This window comes from Larsenimonas rhizosphaerae, from assembly GCF_026240105.1.
Classification (GTDB): Bacteria; Pseudomonadota; Gammaproteobacteria; order Pseudomonadales; family Halomonadaceae; genus Larsenimonas; species Larsenimonas rhizosphaerae.
On sequence record NZ_JAPIVE010000002.1, the window covers coordinates 152957 to 170480 of the forward strand.

At 58.1% G+C, this 17524-nt stretch carries 17 protein-coding genes; 10 read left to right on the forward strand and 7 right to left on the reverse strand.

What is annotated here, in order from left to right:
• The first annotated feature begins 70 nt into the window (after window positions 1–70).
• Entirely contained in the window at window positions 71–1246 is a 1176-nt protein-coding gene (locus OQ287_RS07255; protein ID WP_265896003.1) for an MFS transporter, read from the forward strand.
• Entirely contained in the window at window positions 1204–2295 is a 1092-nt protein-coding gene (locus OQ287_RS07260; RefSeq protein ID WP_265896004.1) for an NAD(P)H-dependent flavin oxidoreductase, read from the forward strand. The genes OQ287_RS07255 and OQ287_RS07260 overlap by 43 nt, the downstream gene beginning before the upstream one ends.
• Before the next feature lie 22 nt (window positions 2296–2317).
• Here the strand turns inward: OQ287_RS07260 and OQ287_RS07265 are convergent, their stop codons facing one another.
• Window positions 2318–3013: an IclR family transcriptional regulator gene (locus OQ287_RS07265; RefSeq protein WP_265896006.1), complete on the reverse strand. Its 696-nt coding sequence runs from the start codon at window positions 3011–3013 to the stop codon at window positions 2318–2320.
• A 189-nt stretch (window positions 3014–3202) separates the two neighbouring features.
• Here OQ287_RS07265 and OQ287_RS07270 point away from each other — a divergent pair, with 189 nt between their 5' ends.
• Complete coding sequence (locus tag OQ287_RS07270) at window positions 3203–4027, forward strand: antibiotic biosynthesis monooxygenase (RefSeq protein WP_265896007.1); 825 nt, start codon at window positions 3203–3205, stop codon at window positions 4025–4027.
• Window positions 4028–4047: 20 nt separating this feature from the next.
• Complete coding sequence (locus tag OQ287_RS07275; protein ID WP_265896008.1) at window positions 4048–4401, forward strand: EthD domain-containing protein; 354 nt, start codon at window positions 4048–4050, stop codon at window positions 4399–4401.
• A gap of 68 nt (window positions 4402–4469) precedes the next feature.
• On the opposite strand, the gene purU is transcribed toward OQ287_RS07275, so the two are convergent.
• The gene (gene purU / locus OQ287_RS07280; protein WP_250934877.1) at window positions 4470–5333 is read right to left on the reverse strand and encodes a formyltetrahydrofolate deformylase; all 864 of its coding nucleotides are present in this window, start codon (window positions 5331–5333) and stop codon (window positions 4470–4472) included.
• Between the two features lie 173 nt (window positions 5334–5506).
• Between purU and OQ287_RS07285 the strand changes: the two genes are divergently transcribed.
• Window positions 5507–6376, forward strand: coding sequence for a M23 family metallopeptidase (locus OQ287_RS07285; RefSeq protein ID WP_265896009.1), 870 nt, complete (start codon window positions 5507–5509; stop codon window positions 6374–6376).
• A gap of 102 nt (window positions 6377–6478) precedes the next feature.
• On the opposite strand, the gene OQ287_RS07290 is transcribed toward OQ287_RS07285, so the two are convergent.
• The 4 genes from OQ287_RS07290 to OQ287_RS07305 all read right to left on the reverse strand — a co-directional run bounded on the left by OQ287_RS07290 (window position 6479) and on the right by OQ287_RS07305 (window position 9634).
• Window positions 6479–7024: a DUF3237 domain-containing protein gene (locus tag OQ287_RS07290; protein ID WP_265896010.1), complete on the reverse strand. Its 546-nt coding sequence runs from the start codon at window positions 7022–7024 to the stop codon at window positions 6479–6481.
• 453 nt (window positions 7025–7477) lie between these two features.
• Window positions 7478–7927, reverse strand: coding sequence for a universal stress protein (locus tag OQ287_RS07295; protein WP_250934883.1), 450 nt, complete (start codon window positions 7925–7927; stop codon window positions 7478–7480).
• A 104-nt stretch (window positions 7928–8031) separates the two neighbouring features.
• A complete protein-coding gene (locus tag OQ287_RS07300; protein ID WP_250934885.1) occupies window positions 8032–8550 on the reverse strand; it encodes a carboxypeptidase-like regulatory domain-containing protein in 519 nt (172 codons plus the stop codon).
• 91 nt (window positions 8551–8641) lie between these two features.
• Window positions 8642–9634, reverse strand: a complete 993-nt coding sequence (locus OQ287_RS07305; protein ID WP_250934887.1) for a DNA topoisomerase IB — start codon at window positions 9632–9634, stop codon at window positions 8642–8644.
• A 217-nt stretch (window positions 9635–9851) separates the two neighbouring features.
• On the opposite strand from OQ287_RS07305, the gene OQ287_RS07310 reads away from it, so the two are divergent.
• The 4 genes from OQ287_RS07310 to OQ287_RS07325 are packed head-to-tail and all read left to right on the forward strand — an operon-like array spanning window position 9852 to window position 14053.
• Window positions 9852–11126: an ABC transporter substrate-binding protein gene (locus OQ287_RS07310; RefSeq protein WP_265896012.1), complete on the forward strand. Its 1275-nt coding sequence runs from the start codon at window positions 9852–9854 to the stop codon at window positions 11124–11126.
• Window positions 11127–11156: 30 nt separating this feature from the next.
• Entirely contained in the window at window positions 11157–12059 is a 903-nt protein-coding gene (locus tag OQ287_RS07315) for a carbohydrate ABC transporter permease (RefSeq protein WP_265896013.1), read from the forward strand.
• Window positions 12056–12931, forward strand: a complete 876-nt coding sequence (locus tag OQ287_RS07320; RefSeq protein ID WP_250934890.1) for a carbohydrate ABC transporter permease — start codon at window positions 12056–12058, stop codon at window positions 12929–12931. The genes OQ287_RS07315 and OQ287_RS07320 overlap by 4 nt, the downstream gene beginning before the upstream one ends.
• Window positions 12932–12934: 3 nt before the next feature.
• A complete protein-coding gene (locus tag OQ287_RS07325) occupies window positions 12935–14053 on the forward strand; it encodes an ABC transporter ATP-binding protein (protein WP_265896014.1) in 1119 nt (372 codons plus the stop codon).
• A 251-nt stretch (window positions 14054–14304) separates the two neighbouring features.
• On the opposite strand, the gene OQ287_RS07330 is transcribed toward OQ287_RS07325, so the two are convergent.
• Window positions 14305–15948 carry an OFA family MFS transporter gene (locus tag OQ287_RS07330; protein WP_265896015.1) on the reverse strand — a complete coding sequence of 548 codons (1644 nt, stop codon included), beginning with the start codon at window positions 15946–15948 and terminating at the stop codon, window positions 14305–14307.
• 420 nt (window positions 15949–16368) lie between these two features.
• Here OQ287_RS07330 and OQ287_RS07335 point away from each other — a divergent pair, with 420 nt between their 5' ends.
• A complete protein-coding gene (locus tag OQ287_RS07335; RefSeq protein WP_265896016.1) occupies window positions 16369–17517 on the forward strand; it encodes a hypothetical protein in 1149 nt (382 codons plus the stop codon).
• Window positions 17518–17524 lie beyond the last annotated feature (7 nt).

A 17524-nucleotide genomic window follows, 5' to 3' on the forward strand; every position in this document is an offset into this window, starting at 1 on the left:
TGTCCTGATCGGCATCAAGGGGAAAGCCTCTGGTCTACCCTCCATGGAACCATGTTGCAAGGAGCATCGTATGATTCAGTGGTGCCAGGCTCGCCGGATGACGTTTCTGACCTTTGCCGCCGACGGGTTCGCCATCGGTGCCTGGTCAGTCGCGGTAGCGCGTATTCAGCACGGACTGGGAGTGAGTGATGCGGCCATGGGTTGGGCCTTGCTGGCCTTTGCCGGCGGGGCCATTGTGTTCATGGTACTGGCCGGCCGGCTTGTCGGTCGCTGGGGCGCCTGTCATCTCAGTATCGTGAGCGGGCTGACGGCGGCTGCGGCGCTGGCACTGACTGCATGGATGCCCTCACTGGTGACGCTCTCCCTGTTGCTGATCCTGCTGGGTGCCGGCCATGGCTCGCTGGATGTGGTGATGAATACCCGAGCCAGTGCGCTGGAGCGTGATAAAGACAAGACCATGATGTCGTCATTTCATGCCGGCTGGAGCATCGGTGGGCTGGCCGGAGCCGGAACGGCAGGGGGCCTGATCATGCTGTCGGCACCACCGGCCCTTCTGACCGGGGGCCCGGCACTGATTCCTGCACTGGCCATGGTGACGGTCGCGTTATATGGCGACAGGACTCCGGCAGGCCAGGTCTCGGCACCGGTAGCGGTGCTGGCCTGGCCCAGCCGAGCAGTGAGTGGGCTGGGAGTGTTAGCCTTTTTGTCCCTGCTGGCCGAAGGCATCGTGGCCAACTGGAGCAGCCTGTATCTGCAGGCGGTCCTGCCGGACAGTGGCGGAGGCATCGCCGTCGGCTATGGCGCCTTTGCGCTGGCCATGCTGGCCGGTCGCGTGGCCGGTGACCGTCTGGTGACGTGCTGGGGCATTGAGCGTCTTCTTCCTCTGGGCGCGTTGATGGCCGCTATCGGGCTGGCCATGGTGCTGCTGTGGCCCTCCCTGATCACTGCCATTCTCGGCTTTGGCATGATGGGGGCGGGATTGGCCAACGTGGTTCCTCAGGTTTTCAGTCGTGCAGCCTCCAGACATCATGACCCCAACATGGGCATCGCCATGGTCGCGACCATGGGATACGGTGGCCTGTTACTGGGGCCTGCATTGATCGGTGGGCTGGCTGGCGTAGCCAGTCTGCGGCTGGCGCTGGCGATGCTGGTGCTGGTGCTGGTGGTCATGGGGCTGGGAAGTGCCTGGGCCTGGCGCTCGGCATGGATATCCTTCTTTTCGTCATCCCGGAGGACAGCGCGATGACCGTACGACTGGAACACCTGCTGGCTATCGACTGGCCGATTATTCAGGCTCCCATGGCAGGAGTATCAACCCCGGCGCTGGCGGCGGCAGTATCCAATGCCGGGGCGCTTGGTTCACTGGGACTGGGGGCGAGTAGTCCAGGCAAGGCCTTCGAGATGATTCAGGCGACACGCCTGCTTACGGCACGTCCGTTCAATGCCAATTTTTTCTGCCATGCGCGGCCTGCCCATGATGATGCGGTCGCTCAGCACTTCATCGAGGCCATGCGGCCGGCATTTGCCCGTTTCGATGCCGAGCCGCCCGAGGTGCTTCGTGAAATCTATACTGGGTTCAATGACGACCCGGAGCTGCTGGAGGTCGTGCTTGAAACGCGCCCGGCCGTGGCCAGCTTTCACTTTGGCGTGCCCTCGCCTGGCGCAGTGACTGCCATGAAGGCCCGGGGGATCATGCTGGCTGGCTGTGCCACGACGGTTCAGGAGGCCAGGCAGATTGAAGCCGCCGGGCTGGACATGGTGGTGGTTCAGGGCCTTGAGGCGGGCGGGCATCGCGGTAACTTTGATGCCACCAGTGATGCGGGAAGTGGTGTGCGTGAGCTACTCCGTCATGTGCTGGCCGTCACGGATCTGCCTGTAGTCGCCGCCGGTGGATTGATGACGGGGCAGGATATCCGAGCAATGCAGGAAGAAGGTGCGGCCGGTGCACAGTTGGGAACGGCCTTTGCAGCCTGTCCGGAATCGGCTGCAAGTGACGCCTACAGGGCCGCGCTGGCCAGCAAGGCCGCGTACCATACTGGCATTACCCGCGGTATCTCTGGCCGACCGGCACGGGGCATCATCAATCAGGCACATGGCGAACTTGTGGGGCCTGAGGTAACGCTGCCTGATTATCCGCTGACCTATGACCTGAACAAGGCGCTCAATGCTGCTGCAGCCCGTTACGGGAATACTGATTATGCCGCGCACTGGGCGGGTGAGGGTGCGCCGCTTAGCAGGGCAATGCAGGCTGCTACGTTGGTTGATGCGCTGGTACGGGAGGCTGGCTTTTTATGATGGCATCACGCCTTTGTAGTGATTACTGATGAAGCACCTCGGCCATGATTGATGCCAGCTCCCGCAAACGAGCCTCCGGTAGTCTCGAGGCCGGGCCACTGATGCCAATACCGGCACGTACTTCACCGTTATCCAGCCAGGGAATGGCCACGCAATTGAGATCTGCCGAGAAGACCTCCAAATCCAACGCATATCCTTGCTGATAAATCTGCCGAATTTCATCCTCCATTGGCGCCGGGCGTTGCTCGGCATGCAGTGATGTCAGTGCTTCACGCAGGCGGGGAATGAAAGCCAGAAAAATCATTCCGATGGCAGAGCCGACCATTGGAGAACGTTGCCCAAGCGGGCTGGCTGCCTTGAGTGGCCGATCTGATTCGATGGCATCCAGGAAGTAAACCTCTTTCCCACAAGGTACAGCAACAAAAACGGTTTCTCGGGTCTTTTCCGCTATCGCGTTGAGACAGGGCCGCAACCGGCTGCGCAAGGCATCATCATCGCCAATGACCCGTGTAAGGGTCAGAATTCGTTCGCCAAGATAATATAGAGTACTTCCTTCTCTTCTTTGCACATATCCCATTTTATCCAATGTTTTCAATATGTTGTGGGCTGTACTTGTTTTGAGCCCAAGACGCTGAGCCAGCTGCTGAAGCCTGGCCGAGCCGCCGGCATCGGCCATGGCTTCCAGGATGGCAATAGCACGTTCAATCGACTGGATCACCGAAATCTCCTGGGGTTGCAGGTGACAAGGATTGATCCCTGTCATGTTTTGTTTGGACATTTTTCCCATAATATGGAAAATTTTAAGGATAAAACAACATTTAATGCATTATTGTTGAATTTATGAGCGCTTATACTACCTTTTGATAAGAGTGCATTGTTATGCCTAACAGTCACCGAGGAGGTAGGAATGAAGTCAATGTTAGCCACCGTAACAGCTAAACAGGGACATGCCGCTGAACTTGAAGCCTGTATCGACCGTCTTGCCGGGCAGGTACGCCGGGAACCGGGAAACGTGTCCTTTCTGGCCTACCGTGAGCAGGGCGACCCGTCACGCTTTACCATGATGGAGGTGTACGAAAGCGAGGATGCCTTCAAAAGGCATCTGAAGATGATACACACCCAGCAGTTCAATGAGGATCTTGAGACTCTGACAGAGGCAGGAGTTGCTCATACTGTCGTGCTCGATGAGGTCGCAAAGGAGCCTGCCAGCGCCAGCGCCAGCGTGCGTGGTGTGGACCACTTGGGAATGACGGTTCCGGACCTCGAGCAGGCAACACGATTTTTCAATACGGCATTCGGGGCGGTTACGCTCTATGACGTGCAGCCTGCCGATGCCGAGCCCATGGCTGGCCCAGAGGTGGAGTCACAGCTGGGATTATCGCCCGGCAGCAGCATTACGCATATGCGATTGCTACGGCTGGGCGAAGGCCCTTGTTTTGAGCTGTTTGAAATGAAGGGGGCGGTTCAGCGACCGGCTGCCTCGTTGCAGGATATCGGTCTTACCCACCCGGGAATATATGTGGACGATATCGATCAGGCTGCCGAGCGGCTCAAGATGGCAGGAGGGAAACTGTTATCTCCTCCGCATGGCCTGGCACGCAACGAAGGCGGTGAGCGTAACGCCGGACTGTATGCATATACGCCCTGGGGCATGTTAATCGAGCTGCTGACCTATCCGGATGGCATTACCTATCCAGATACCTCGCCCGCCACTCGATGGAAGCCAGCCTGATAAACAGAGGGAGATTGACCATGCTCAAGATGACCATGTTTCTGAAGCGCCACCCTGATTTATCTCATGACGAGTTCGTTAGTCATCATATCGATCAGCATGGGCCGCTGTTTCGCTCCATTCCGGAGGCTGACCGGCATGTGATGCGATATATCCAGACGCATCCATCTCCGCTAAGTGATGACGCTCCTGTCAGCGTGGATGACTACGACGGTACCGCGGAGATCTGGTTTGATGACGAGGCCGGCATGAAAGCCGTACTCACTTCTGATACTTATCGCGATAAGGTATTTCCCGATGAAAAAACCTTTCTGGATCACGATAATACGCTGATTCAGGTGGGGTATCAGACTACTATTATCAGCGATGTCTGATCGGTAATTGATGATGCAAAAAAGCCGCCTGAGAGGCGGCTTTTTAATCTGTCGTACACAGGAGCTGACTAGTGAAAAACGACAGTTTTGCTGTCGGCCAGAAAGATCCGGTGCTCGATGAAGTAGCGTACGGCACGTGACAGGGCCACGGTTTCCGTGGCGCGGCCAACCGAGGCCAGATCCTGAGGTCGGTAGGTATGATCAACGCGCTGGACTTCCTGCTCGATGATCGGGCCTTCATCCAGATCGCCGGTCACGAAGTGCGCGGTAGCACCGATCAGCTTGACGCCGCGCTCAAAGGCCTGGTGATAGGGGCGTGCGCCCTTGAAGCCTGGCAGGAAGGAGTGGTGAATGTTGATGGCGCGCCCTTCCAGTTTGCGGCATAGATCATCACTTAGAATCTGCATGTAGCGGGCCAGTACGACCAGGTCGGTCGCGGTTTCCTCGACCAGCTCAAACAGCTCCTGTTCACGCTGTGCCTTGTTCTCCGGCGTGATGGGCTTGTATACGAAGCGAATGCCTTCGCGTTCAGCCATCGAACGCAGGTCAAGGTGGTTGGAGACAATGGCGGTGATCTCCATGCCCAGCTCTCCCTTGCGGTGGCGGTACAGCAGATCTGTCAGACAATGATCGAACTTGCTGACCATGATCATGACCTTGGGCAGGCGCGAGGTGTCATGAATCTGCCAGTCCATCGAAAAGTCCTGGGCAATGGCTTCGAATTCGGCGTTGAGCTGTTCAAAGTCAGCTGTCGCACCTTCATTGAAACGAAACCTGGCACGCAGGAAAAATCGGCTGATTTCCTCGTCATCGAACTGGGCCAGTTCGCTGATGTAACACTGGTGACGGCTCAGAAACGAGGTCACGGCGGCAATGATGCCGGAGGCCGCCGGGCAGGCGACCGTCATGATGTAATGCGTCGGGGTATCCATGCTGCTGTCCGTAACAACCGGTGCGGCGAGTGATCATGCCGCGCCGGGAAACAAGTGTGCTGGCGTTAAAGTGCTGTGCGATAGTGACAGCTCATTCCAGGCGTTGGTGACCGATTATAACGTCCCATACGCTATTGGCAGCAGTTTTTATGAGACCGACCCGGGCAGGTAGCATGATGAGCACAGCACACTATGGCGCCGTCGGTGCCTTTTCACGGTTTTTCAGCTGGTGGGCAGCGTTGTTGGCGATGGCTTTTGGGCTGGCCGCTCCGTCGCTACAGGCTGCAGAAAATGACATCATTCTGCCGGCACACGTGCAGCAGGGGGCCATGGTCATCGGGCGGGTGCCCGTGGGCAGCCAGGTGCGTTATGACGGGCATGTGCTGAACGTCAGTGATTACGGCACGATCGTGTTCGGTATCGGGCGGGACGAAACACGGCCCCGAACCATCGAGGTAACGCTGCCCTCCGGCGTTCGGCAACAGGCCAGTGTCACGGTTACTCCGCGTGACTGGCCGATCGAACGGGTCAACGGGGTGCCTTCCAGTACCGTATCGCCCCCGCCGGACATCGCCGCCCGTATTGGCCGAGAGCAGGCACAGGTCAGCGCGGCGCGTACGCGCAATGACAATAGAACCGGGTTTGCCCAGCATTTCATCTGGCCGGTGGAGGGGCGCATCAGTGGTCGTTTCGGCCGTCAGCGTATCTATAACGGCACGCCAGGCTCGGCCCATTCCGGTATGGACATTGCCGCGCCCACGGGAACGCCGGTAAGGGCACCGGCCAGTGGAGTGATCACCTTTGCTGACCCGGACCTGTACCTGACCGGCGGTACGGTGCTGCTGGATCACGGCTTTGGCATCAGCTCCAATTTCCTGCACCTTTCGGCGCTTGATGTGTCGGTGGGCGATACGGTGACGCAGGGACAGGTGATCGGGCGCGTTGGTGCCACCGGGCGAGCCACCGGCCCCCATCTGCACTGGGGCATGAGCTGGTTTTCAACCCGTATTGATCCCCTGCTGGTAGTAAAGCGCGAGGAGTAAGTGGTGGGGTGGGCCGATTCGCAGGCAGGCTGCATGTGTGCCACGTCAGACCTGGCCGGGGCATCCTGCATCGAGGTGCGTATCGGCCAGGCACATCTTTCGTCAGGGCATGACCCGATAGGCATTCAGCAGCATGGACCGGGGTTCATCGGGGATTGGCGTCAGGGTGCCGACGACCACATAGTTGTTGAGCCATGCGTAGCGTCCGGCAGGTACCGAGAGATGAATATAGGACATGGCGTAGGGTGCCGACCCCGTCAGATCATCATGGACCACGGTTTCGTTGCGAACCTTGATGGTCACGCCATCAACGGTTTTCATCTCGTAGCTGGTTTCCTGTTCGCGGGTACCATTGGGGCGAATCAGCTGGCGGTCTCCACCTCCGGCCTTGATCTCTCCTTCAAGTCGCTCGCCCTTGAAGGTGCCGCCCGTAATCGGCATGACTCTCCTCTCCCCATTCGGGCCATGGCCCAGCGAACGGGTAGGGCCGATATGAATTACCGCTTCGTAAAGGGCTTCCAGGTGCGGCCTTTCCGGGGCAGAGGGGATGTTCAGAGCCTGCGCGGGTGCAGCACCCAGCGCGGTCATGAATACCAGGCCAACAGCGAACGCGGCGCGTCGTGCCCGGGATAGGTATGAATCGACCACCTGTCATGTCCTCCATGGCAGTAAAATAGCGGCCCGATACACGGTGCCGGAAAGAATGCAGGCAAGGCACAGACCGTGCCGTGGAAAGAGACCCTGTACAAGGAGCGCGACGACTGTATGGCATGCCGTTCGCAATGATACGCGTTGATGCCGTGTTGTGCTCGATGAGTTGACGCTCTGTACGGGGACCAGTCCAGCCGCTGATGTTGTTATATAGTGTAACATTTTGAAGCTTATACCGGTTTTTTACAACACAAAGGCAAACCATAATTCGGAATGCACCGCTTTCAACGGCGTGTCATCCATGGTGGTGTGGTTCAACCACAGTATATCGGGGACTGGCAGAGAGGGGATGTGAGCCTGGAAGTATTCAGACCTGTCCAGGCTGCTTGTGACAATACAGGAGCACTCCGGGCATGAGGCTGGTGCTCCTGACGTTCGTGCATGCTCGAATCAGGTCTTGTTCGGCAGATGGACGGTAATGACCGGGCAGCTCGCCAGATGGCTGACCTTGTGGGAAACACTGCCGACAAACAGGCCGTGCAGGTCGGAAAGCCCGCGGCTGCCCATGACGATGGCATCAATGTCGAGGGCCCTGGCTTCTTCGAGGATCGCTTCTACCGCGGGTCTGCCGCGCACAATGACATGTACCTTGTTCCTGTTCAGTCCTGCCTTGTCCAGACTTTCCTGAATGACCTGTTCTGCCTGTTCCCGCGCCATTTCCGGGGTGTAGTCAAGGGGAGCGGCCCCGACACTTGCGCCGAGTCGGTCCGTGGCCATCGGCGGCTCCGGTACATTGATAACGTACAGGCTGGCATGATCGTCCAGCATCTGGACTGCAACAGCCAGGGCGTGAGCGGCATGATCAGAGCCATCAAGCGGCACCAGCAGAGAGCGATACATGGCGTTTCTCCTTGTGCAAAACACTGAAGAGGTAACTTCCTCACCTCTTCAGTGTAGGCACCAGGCAGGCAAATGGGCCGTTATGCGATGGTATGCCGCAGGGGTCACCGACTCAGGTCGATGGTTTTGGTCTGTCCTTCGCTCAGCCTTACCTGCTTGAGAATAAACGGACTGAGAGTGCCATCCGGCAGGTGGACGGCACTGCCGACATAAAATACCCCGGCGGGGATGCCGGTTACGGTGAAGTGGCCGGTGCTGTCGGTGCGTGCGGTATGGGTATATTCACGGGCACGGGGGTCTGCCGGTTCAATCTGCTTGCCGGCGAGCGCGGCATCGGCAGCTTCCGCGGCATAGGCAGTGGCCGGTGCCACCGAGACGGTTTCACCCTCATTGGTTATCTTCTGACCGTTCCGGGAATAATAGAGCTGACCCTTGATCGTGCCGGTACCGGTCTTTTCAAGGCGTGCATATTCGTCGGCTGAAAATGGCACGGTGCGCTTGACCAGATTGGGGTTTTGACTGGGCGTTGATGTGGTGCTGTCGGGCAGGATGCCGCTTTCTGACATCATTTGGCAGCCGCTCAACATGACGGCGAACAGCGGCAGGGCCAGGATCTTGCGCATGGTATCTCCTTGAAATCGGGGAACGACAGGAGAGATGGTGCCTTCCTGCCGCACTAATGGCTACCGCAATGGCGCGTTTCAGACAGGGTCGTTACTGTTCCAGACGGCTCTTGAGCAGGACGAGCACCGCCTGTTCGTCCGGGCCGATCAGGGTATTGGTCTTGAGCTCCTGCGTGACCAGTGCGCGGAAGTGGCTGAGCGTTCTGCCGTCCAGGTAGCTCTCTACCACACGCGGATCAATATAGCTGGCCCTTGCAATGCTCGGTGTATTGCCCAGGCGCTGCGCAACGCGTTTGACGACCTCGACAACATTTTTCTGACTGGCCCTTTCATTCTCCCCGGGACCAAGCTCATCCAGAGCCAGCGCCGCCAGAGAGGTACCGGCCCAGGTTCGAAAGTCCTTGGCACTGAAGTCTTCACCCATGATGTCATGAATGTAGTCGTTGAGGTCCTGGCTATCGACACGTACCTTGCGGCCGTCATCATCGTAATACTTGAAGATTTCATAGCCTGGAATTTCGTCAAGCTGAGCCACCACTTCTGCCAGGCGCTCATCCTCCACCACCCGATGCTGTTGCTGACCACTTTTGCCCTGATAGTCAAAGATCAGCTCGTCACCTTCGATGGTCAGGTGTCTTGAGCGCATCGTGGTTAATCCATAGCTGTCATTTTCCTGGCTGTATCGCTCACTTCCGGGGCGGAAGTAGGCGGCATCGATCAGGCGCACCATGCAGGCCATTACCTTGTCCCTCGGCATTCCCTCCAGAATCAGGTGCTGGCCGGTGACGCGACGCATGGTCTCGAGTGTCTCGGCGAAGCGGGTGATGCGATCGAACTTGCGCCGGTCCTGTGCCTCTCGCCAGCTGTCGCTGTAGATGTACTGCTTTCGCCCTGCATCGTCCCGGCCGCTGGCCAGAACGCGGGCATCCTCGTCCAGGGTGATTTCCACTTCCGTCCAGGCCGGAGGGATGGCCAGGTCCTTGATCCACTGACGCCACTTCCTGTGGCTGAAGGTACGGCCCTGCGCTGTCCTGTAGGTAAATCCGCGTCCATGCGGGTGCCGGTAGACCGTTTCTGGGGCCACTGTCTGCTCCTTGTGTATCGAGTCCATTGATCATAGACGATCTTCCAGTGACGGCTTCAGGGCGGCATGGTCCCGGGCATCCCCTGGCCCCGACAGCTTCATCCTTGGTTGTATTGTGGTGGGGGGTGACACTGCGGGATAGTCGAAAGCGCTCATATGCCATGGGCTGCCAACAATAATGTCGTTCATGCAGGACGATGACACAGGGATTGATACCATGATCACCACTCGGCTGGCCGTACCACTGCTTGCATCACTGTTACCCCTGACACTGGGTTTGCCCGTCCAGGCGGCAGAGACACCGGACAAGGGAGAAGTGGAGGTGCTCAACTGGTGGACATCGGGCGGTGAGGCTCGTGCTCTGGGTGTACTCAAGAGTGATCTTGCCGATCAGGGCATCGGCTGGAAGAACATGCCGGTCGCGGGCGGCGCAGGTACCAATGCCATGGCAGTGCTTCGCTCGCGTGTCACGTCCGGCAACCCGCCAACGGCGGCTCAGGTGCTCGGATTTGATGCCCGTGACTGGGCAGAGCGTGGCGGATTAAGTTACTTGGACAAGGTGGCCCAGGACATGAAATGGGGCGACATATTTCCCCAGCCGCTGCAGGATTTTGCGAAATACAAGGGCCACTGGATCGGAGCCCCCTTCGAGATTCACTCTACCAACTGGGTGTGGGCCAACAAGGCACTGATGGACAAGCTGGGTATCGAGCAACCCACTACCTGGACGGACTTTCTGGCGTCGATGAAAAAGGCCAGGGATGCGGGCTATACGGGGCTTGCCTATGGTGGGCAGCCCTGGCAGGACGCCACGGTATTTGAAAATGTCATGCTGGCGACCGGCGGCCCTGATTTCTATCGCAAGGCCTTCATCGACCTTGACGATGCTACCCTGCGTTCCGACACCATGATCAAGGCCTTCAACAACTTCCGCGAGCTGCTGGCCTATCGTGATCCCAACTCCTCCGGGCGTGACTGGAATCTGGCCACCGCCATGGTCATCAATGACAAGGCGCTCTACCAGATCATGGGGGACTGGGCAAAAGGGGAGTTCATCAACGCAAACCTCGCGCCGTACAAGGATTATCTGTGCTTCCGCACGCCAGGTACCCAGCAGGCGGTGACGTTCAACAGTGACCTGATGATCATGTTCAAAACCGATGACACGCAGCAGCAGGCGCTTCAGGACACCATGGCGCGTGCCATTGCCTCACCAGGCTTCCAGATAGCGTTCAGCAATAACAAGGGATCCGTACCCGCGCGCATGGACCTGCCTGCTGATGAGCTGGATGCATGTGCACAGAAGGGATATGAGCAGGTACAGGCCGCAGCGAAGAACAATACGTTGATGGGCAGCATGGCGCATGGATATGCGGCTCAGGCGGCGGTGAAAAATGCCGTATTCGACATCGTGTCTGCCTTCGTCAACAGCAGTATGCCAGGCGATGTGGCTGCCGAGCAGATGGCCATGGCCATTCAGGACGCTAAATAAGTCTTTCCTTCCCGTCTCGGAGCATGACTCATGCCTTCTTCCCCCCCTCGTCATGGCGAGGGGCGGGGCCGGCTGCAGCAATGGCTTCCCAAGCTGGTGCTCGCCCCGTCCTTCGCCCTGCTGCTGTTCTTCGTCTACGGCTTTATTGTCTGGACAAGTTATATCTCGTTTACCGACTCCGGCATGCTGCCGGATTATACCTGGGTCGGGCTGGAGCAGTGGTCAAAGCTGTGGCGCTCATGGACCTGGGGGATCGCGCTTCACAATATCTGGGTGTTCGGCCTGCTGTATATCGTGAGTTGCACGGTGCTGGGGCTGCTGCTGGCCATTTTACTTGATCAGCGCATTCGCGCCGAAGGGGTTCTGCGTACCATTTACCTCTACCCGATGGCGCTGTCGTTCATCGTGACCGGGACCGCCTGGCAATGGTTTCTCAATCCGGGGCTTGGACTTGAAAAAACCATGCGCGAACTGGGATGGGAAAGCTTCACCTTCAATTGGCTCATCAATGCGGACATGGCAATTTATACCATTGTCATTGCGGCGGTCTGGCAGGCCACCGGGTTCATCATGGCCATGTTCCTGGCCGGGCTGCGGGGCATTGATGGTGAAATGATCAAGGCTGCCCAGATCGATGGCGCGCCGACCTGGAAGATTTATGCGCGAATAATCATTCCTCAACTGCGCCCGGTCTTTTTAAGCGCGATTGTGGTGCTGGCGCATCTGGCCATCAAGAGCTTCGATCTGGTTGTTGCGATGACCGGAGGCGGACCCGGCAACTCGACGGCGGTACCGGCAACCTTCATGTATTCCTATGCCTTCTCCCGCAATGAAATGGGGATCGCGGCAGCCAGTGCGGTGTTCATGCTGGCAGTGATTGCAGCATTGATCGTGCCGTATCTGTACTCCGAACTGAGGGGGGCCCGCTCATGAGTTCTGCCATGCCGGGTCGGCGTTCGCTCAGTGGCGCGCGAGTGATGCTGTATGCCGTATTGTGTGTATTTGCCGTCATTTATCTGACGCCCCTTTATGTGATGCTGACCACCTCGTTCAAGTCGCTGGAAGAAATTCACCAGGGCAACATGCTGGCGCTGCCGGAACAATGGACGGTCACGCCCTGGCTGGACGCCTGGAGTGGTGCCTGTATCGGGCTTGAATGCAATGGGGTGCACGGCTACTTCTTCAACAGCATCAGTATTGTGGTGCCTGCTGTTCTGATTTCAGGACTGCTGGGGGCCTTTAATGGCTATGTGCTGACAAAATGGCGCTTTCGCGGCCACAAGATTGTCTTTGGCCTGATTCTGTTCAGCTGCTTTATTCCCTTTCAGATTGTCCTGCTGCCCATGGCACGTGTACTGGGTATTCTGCAGGTAGCCAACAGCACCACGGGGCTGGTGCTGGTACATGTGGTCTATGGCATCGGCTTTACGACCCTTTTCTTCCGCAACTTCTACGAAAGCTTTCCCAATGAGCTGGTGCGGGCCGCGCAGCTCGATGGTGCCGGATTCTTTACCCTCTTTTTCCGCATTCTGCTGCCGTCGTCCATTCCCATCATTGTCGTGACCGTAATCTGGCAGTTCACCAATGTCTGGAATGACTTTCTGTTTGGTGTGTCGTTCTCCTCGGGAGACAGTGCACCAATCACGGTGGCGCTCAATAACCTGGTCAACAGCTCGACCGGGGTAAAGGCCTATAACGTCAATATGGCCGCCGCGATGATTGCGGCAGTGCCCACGTTGATTGTTTATGTCCTCGCAGGGAAATATTTCCTGCGCGGTCTCATGTCCGGTTCGGTGAAGGGTTGAGCAATGAGTTTTCTACACATCAACAATATTAAAAAACGCTTTGGCGACACCACCGTGCTCAAGGGCATCGATATCGCGATCGAAAAGGGCGACTTTCTGGTGCTGGTCGGACCTTCCGGCTGTGGCAAGTCAACGCTGTTGAACATGATTGCCGGACTGGATTCCATTTCGGAAGGGGAGCTTCTGCTCAACGGCGAACGCATCAACGAGCTGCATCCGGCCCGACGAGATATTGCCATGGTGTTTCAAAGTTACGCGCTGTACCCCAGCATGACGGTGGCCGGCAACATCGGCTTCGGGCTCGAAATGCGCAAGGTACCAAAGGCGCAGCGCCGGGAGGCCATCCAGAAGGTCGCCCGCATGCTTCAGATCGAATCGCTGCTTGATCGAAAGCCGGGGCAGCTTTCCGGCGGGCAGCGCCAGCGTGTGGCCATGGGGCGAGCGCTGGTACGTGATCCACAGCTGTTTCTTTTCGATGAGCCCCTGTCCAACCTGGATGCCAAGTTACGGGTCGACATGCGTACCGAGATCAAGCAGCTGCACCAGCGGTTGAATACGACCATCGTGTATGTGACCCATGACCAGATCGAGGCCATGACACTGGCCACTCGTATCGCGGTGATGCGGGCAGGAGAGCTTCAGCAGCTGGGAACACCGCAGGAAGTCTACGATGACCCCAGTAATCTGTTCGTGGCCGGCTTCATGGGATCGCCTTCGATGAACCTGCTTCGGGCTGATATCGTCCGGCACGAGGGTGTCCTGCATGCCCGGGTCAGGAAACGTGATGAAGACGCTCTGATGCTGCCCATCGAACGGGATGCCGAGGCTCTGGCCGGCTGGGAAGGCCGTGAGGTGATCCTTGGTATCCGGCCGGAGGCGATTACCGACCCGGCCAGCGCCCATCATGACGGCCGCATCTTTGAAGCAGAGCTGGAGGTAGAACTTGTCGAGCCCACCGGGGCCGACATGTACGTGGTGACGCACCTGGGGGGGCGGGAGATTAATGCACGCATGCGGCCAGGTACTGATATTTCGGCCGGAACGCCGACCCGCTTTGCGTTTGATGTCTCTCGTATGGTGGCGTTTGATCCTGATAGCGAGGCGCGAATTCGTCATACCTGATTTGCAACGCGTCGACGGTGCCTTCCCAGAGCCGCGGCGTGGGCACCGGGCCTTCGTCAGCCAGGCCCTGAATGCCCGTCGGCCGCGCTTCTACCTGAACGATGCCTGATACACTGATCAGGCCGTGCCTGCCTGCCTTTAAATGCATGTCACCAAAGGATTTTTCTATCAGGTGGTGGTGCGCGGAGACATGCTCGACAAGGGGTGGGGGCAGGATCCTGTTCGGTGGATCCTGCCGTAATAACGAAGTGTCAAAACAGCGCGGCGGCCTTGGCAAGGGCAATGTAGAGGCCGATCAAAAAAGGCACGCCGACCGCGAGCCAGGCAATTACGCCGCGAATGCCGAACCGGCCACGCGCGGCCAGCTGGGCGTCGCTTGAGACACTGGCTTCGTTTTGCAGAGCGCGCTCATGGGCGAGCTCCTCTTCTGACATGTGCAATGAGTGGTCGACCGGTCGGATAAGGCTATTGCAGATAAAGCCTATCGCCAGCAGGCCCGCCATGAGATAGAGCGTGCGGTCGTATACCAGCGCTGGTGCTACGCCGGCATCCAGCTGGGCTTCTCTGATGAGGGTAATCACGACAGGGCCGATCAGGCCCGCAGCGGTCCAGGCGGTCAGCAGGCGGCCATGAATGGCACCAACCATTTGTGTGCCGAATATATCGGCCAGATAGGCAGGAACGGTGGCAAAACCACCGCCGTACATACTCAGAATTACGCAAATGGAAATGACGAACAGCCCGGCCATGCCCAGGTGACCCCAGGTGGGCAGCGAGCAATAGGCGATGATACCGAGTACAAAGAACACGTAGTAGGTGTTCTTGCGCCCCAGCTTGTCTGAAAGGGAAGCCCAGAACAGCCGTCCTACACTGTTGAATAGACTGATCAGGCCAACCAGACCCGCTGCGGCTGCGGCAATTGCCGTGGCTTGCGCGCTGGTCAGTGCCTCGCCGGTCTTCTCCACGCCCAGCAAGGCAGAGCCGAATACATCCTGCAGCATGGGGCTTGCCATCGAAATCACTGCAATGCCCGCGGTGACGTTCAGGAACAGCACCGCCCAGATCAGCCAGAACTGCCGGGTTTTCCAGGATGTTTTGAGATGAACATGGCCCTGAGTGATCATGGTATTGGTGTGCTGCTTGTCCGACGGCTGCCATCCCTGAGGCTTCCAGCCATTGGGCGGGACGCGAAAGCTCAGGGCGCCAATGCTCATGACGATGAAGTAAATGATGCCCATGGTAATCAAGGTGAGGGCGACGCCATTGCCGCCGTTATCTGAGTACATCCCCATGAGCCAGACGGCCAGAGGAGCGCCTACCATCGCACCACCGCCATAGCCCATGATGGCAAAGCCGGTTGCCATGCCGCGTCGGTCAGGGAACCACTTGATCAGCGTCGAGACGGGCGTGATGTAGCCAAGCCCCTGGCCAATGCCGCCCAGAACACCGCACCCCAGGTAGAGTAGCCAAAGCTGGTGCGTCATCACACCCACGCCTCCAAGAATCAGGCCGCCACCCCAGCAAAGCGCCGCGATGGCGCCGGCCTTGCGTGGCCCGGCATGCTCGAGCCAGGCTCCCCAGAGCGCAGCGGAGATGCCCAGCATGGCGATAAAGATGCCGAAGGTGTACGTCACATGACCTACCGCCCAGTTGCAGGAGGTGGTCGTAAGCGCTTGTAAAAGTCCTGTGTCGCTACAGCTGGCCGCAGTGTCCGAGGAAGGCAGCAGGGTGGTCATGGGAATCCAGAAGACCGAAAACCCGTATGCCATGCCGATGCAAAGATGTATCGCAAGTGCCGAGGTAGGCGTCAACCAGCGATTGAACCCCGCCTGGGCGATGGTTGTCTCGCGGTCGAAAAAGCCGGCAGGGCGCCGAGAGGCGGTAGTGTTATTCATTGATTCTCTTTTATCTTTATTTGTGAGCGTCGCGAACGACGTACAAGCATCATGAAAAAGTGCCTGTTCAGGGCGCCTCTGCCTGTGCCGATATTGATTGCGTCTTCAGGTAAATCCGGACTCGACAGTTAAAGTCATCGAATAGGGCGCAACAACTAGCCAATAGTTATATGAACGATTTTCATGGTCAAAGGAGGTCATCAGGCCATTGCTTCATGGCCCGGGCGTGAGACGTGAGTAAGGTGCGCGATGACATGACCAGCGGTTGCCGGTTGCCTGCTTTGAATGCACGAATTCCCCTTCAGCAACCGGCCTTTTCAAGGCCTGTCGTCAGTCAAGTAACACTGTCTGTGACCGATAAGGTTCTGACCATGGTGTAAGTATGTGCTTGCACCTGAACTGCGATCAGAGCCCTATGTCATGGCAAAATATCTTTGCGTTCTGCTGGGTCTGCTGGTGCCGTTGCTGTCAGCGGCGGACGATCAACCGCTTGATCACCTGAGCATCAATGGGTTCGGTACGCTGGGCATGGTGTACAACCCCCAGGACAAGGCTGCTCCCGTGCGTGAGCTGGACCAGCCCGACGGTGCCGGCAAGGGCATCGGGTTTCGCCAGAACAGTCTGCTCGGACTTCAGCTTCGCTACGATGTTGATCGCGAGTGGGGCGCCGTGGTTCAGGGGCTCAGCCGCTATGACGATACGGGCAGCTTCGAGCCGGTACTGTCGCTGGCCTTCCTGCGGTATTCCCCTTCCTCTCATGTTCATATGCGCCTGGGCCGTATCGGCTGGGACGTCTATATGCTCTCGGAATCCCGGTACGTCGGTTATGCCTACCCCTGGCTCAGACCCCCGGTAGAGCTTTTCGGACTCATGCAGCTCAATGCCATCGACGGAGGCGACGTGACGCTGACTCAAGGAGTCGGCTCCGGTGTCATCAGTACCACCTTCTTTGGTGGTAATGGAAATCGCAAGCGGCTGTACCTGACGGATAATGTCTCGGCCAACCTGAAGGACCCGCATGTCTGGGGCGGTCACCTTGATTACAGGCAGGGAAGCTGGTTTGTCCGTGCCGGGTATACCTCGCTGAAAACCAGCCCCGACTACGACTATGGCGCTATCGATGCCGGGGTGGTAGCCGCCCTGGTGGCGCAGAATGCCGACCTCAACGACCTGTACGGCTTTGCCGACATGAATTTCACGTCGCTGTCGGTGAGTTGGGAGCCTGGCCCTTTTCAGCTGCTGGCCATGGCCAACGAGATCTCGCTGTCCGGCAAGGGCGGTCATGTTCACAGTGCGCTACTGTCGGCCGGATATGTACACGGCAAGTACACCCCTTATCTGTCGGCCGCGTGGATGGCCTCCCATCCGAATCAGGATCTCAATGGGGGTCATTTCAGGCAGCGAACGCTGAGTGCCGGGCTTCGGTATGACGTAACCCCCAGGGTGGCGATCAAGGGGCAGATTGATCATGTAAGTGCCTATGGGGCGTCTCCCCTGCTGCGTCAGCACGATGATTATGGGCACCTTGAGATGGTGACATTCGGTCTTGGGCTGGATTTCATCTTCTAGGAGGAGA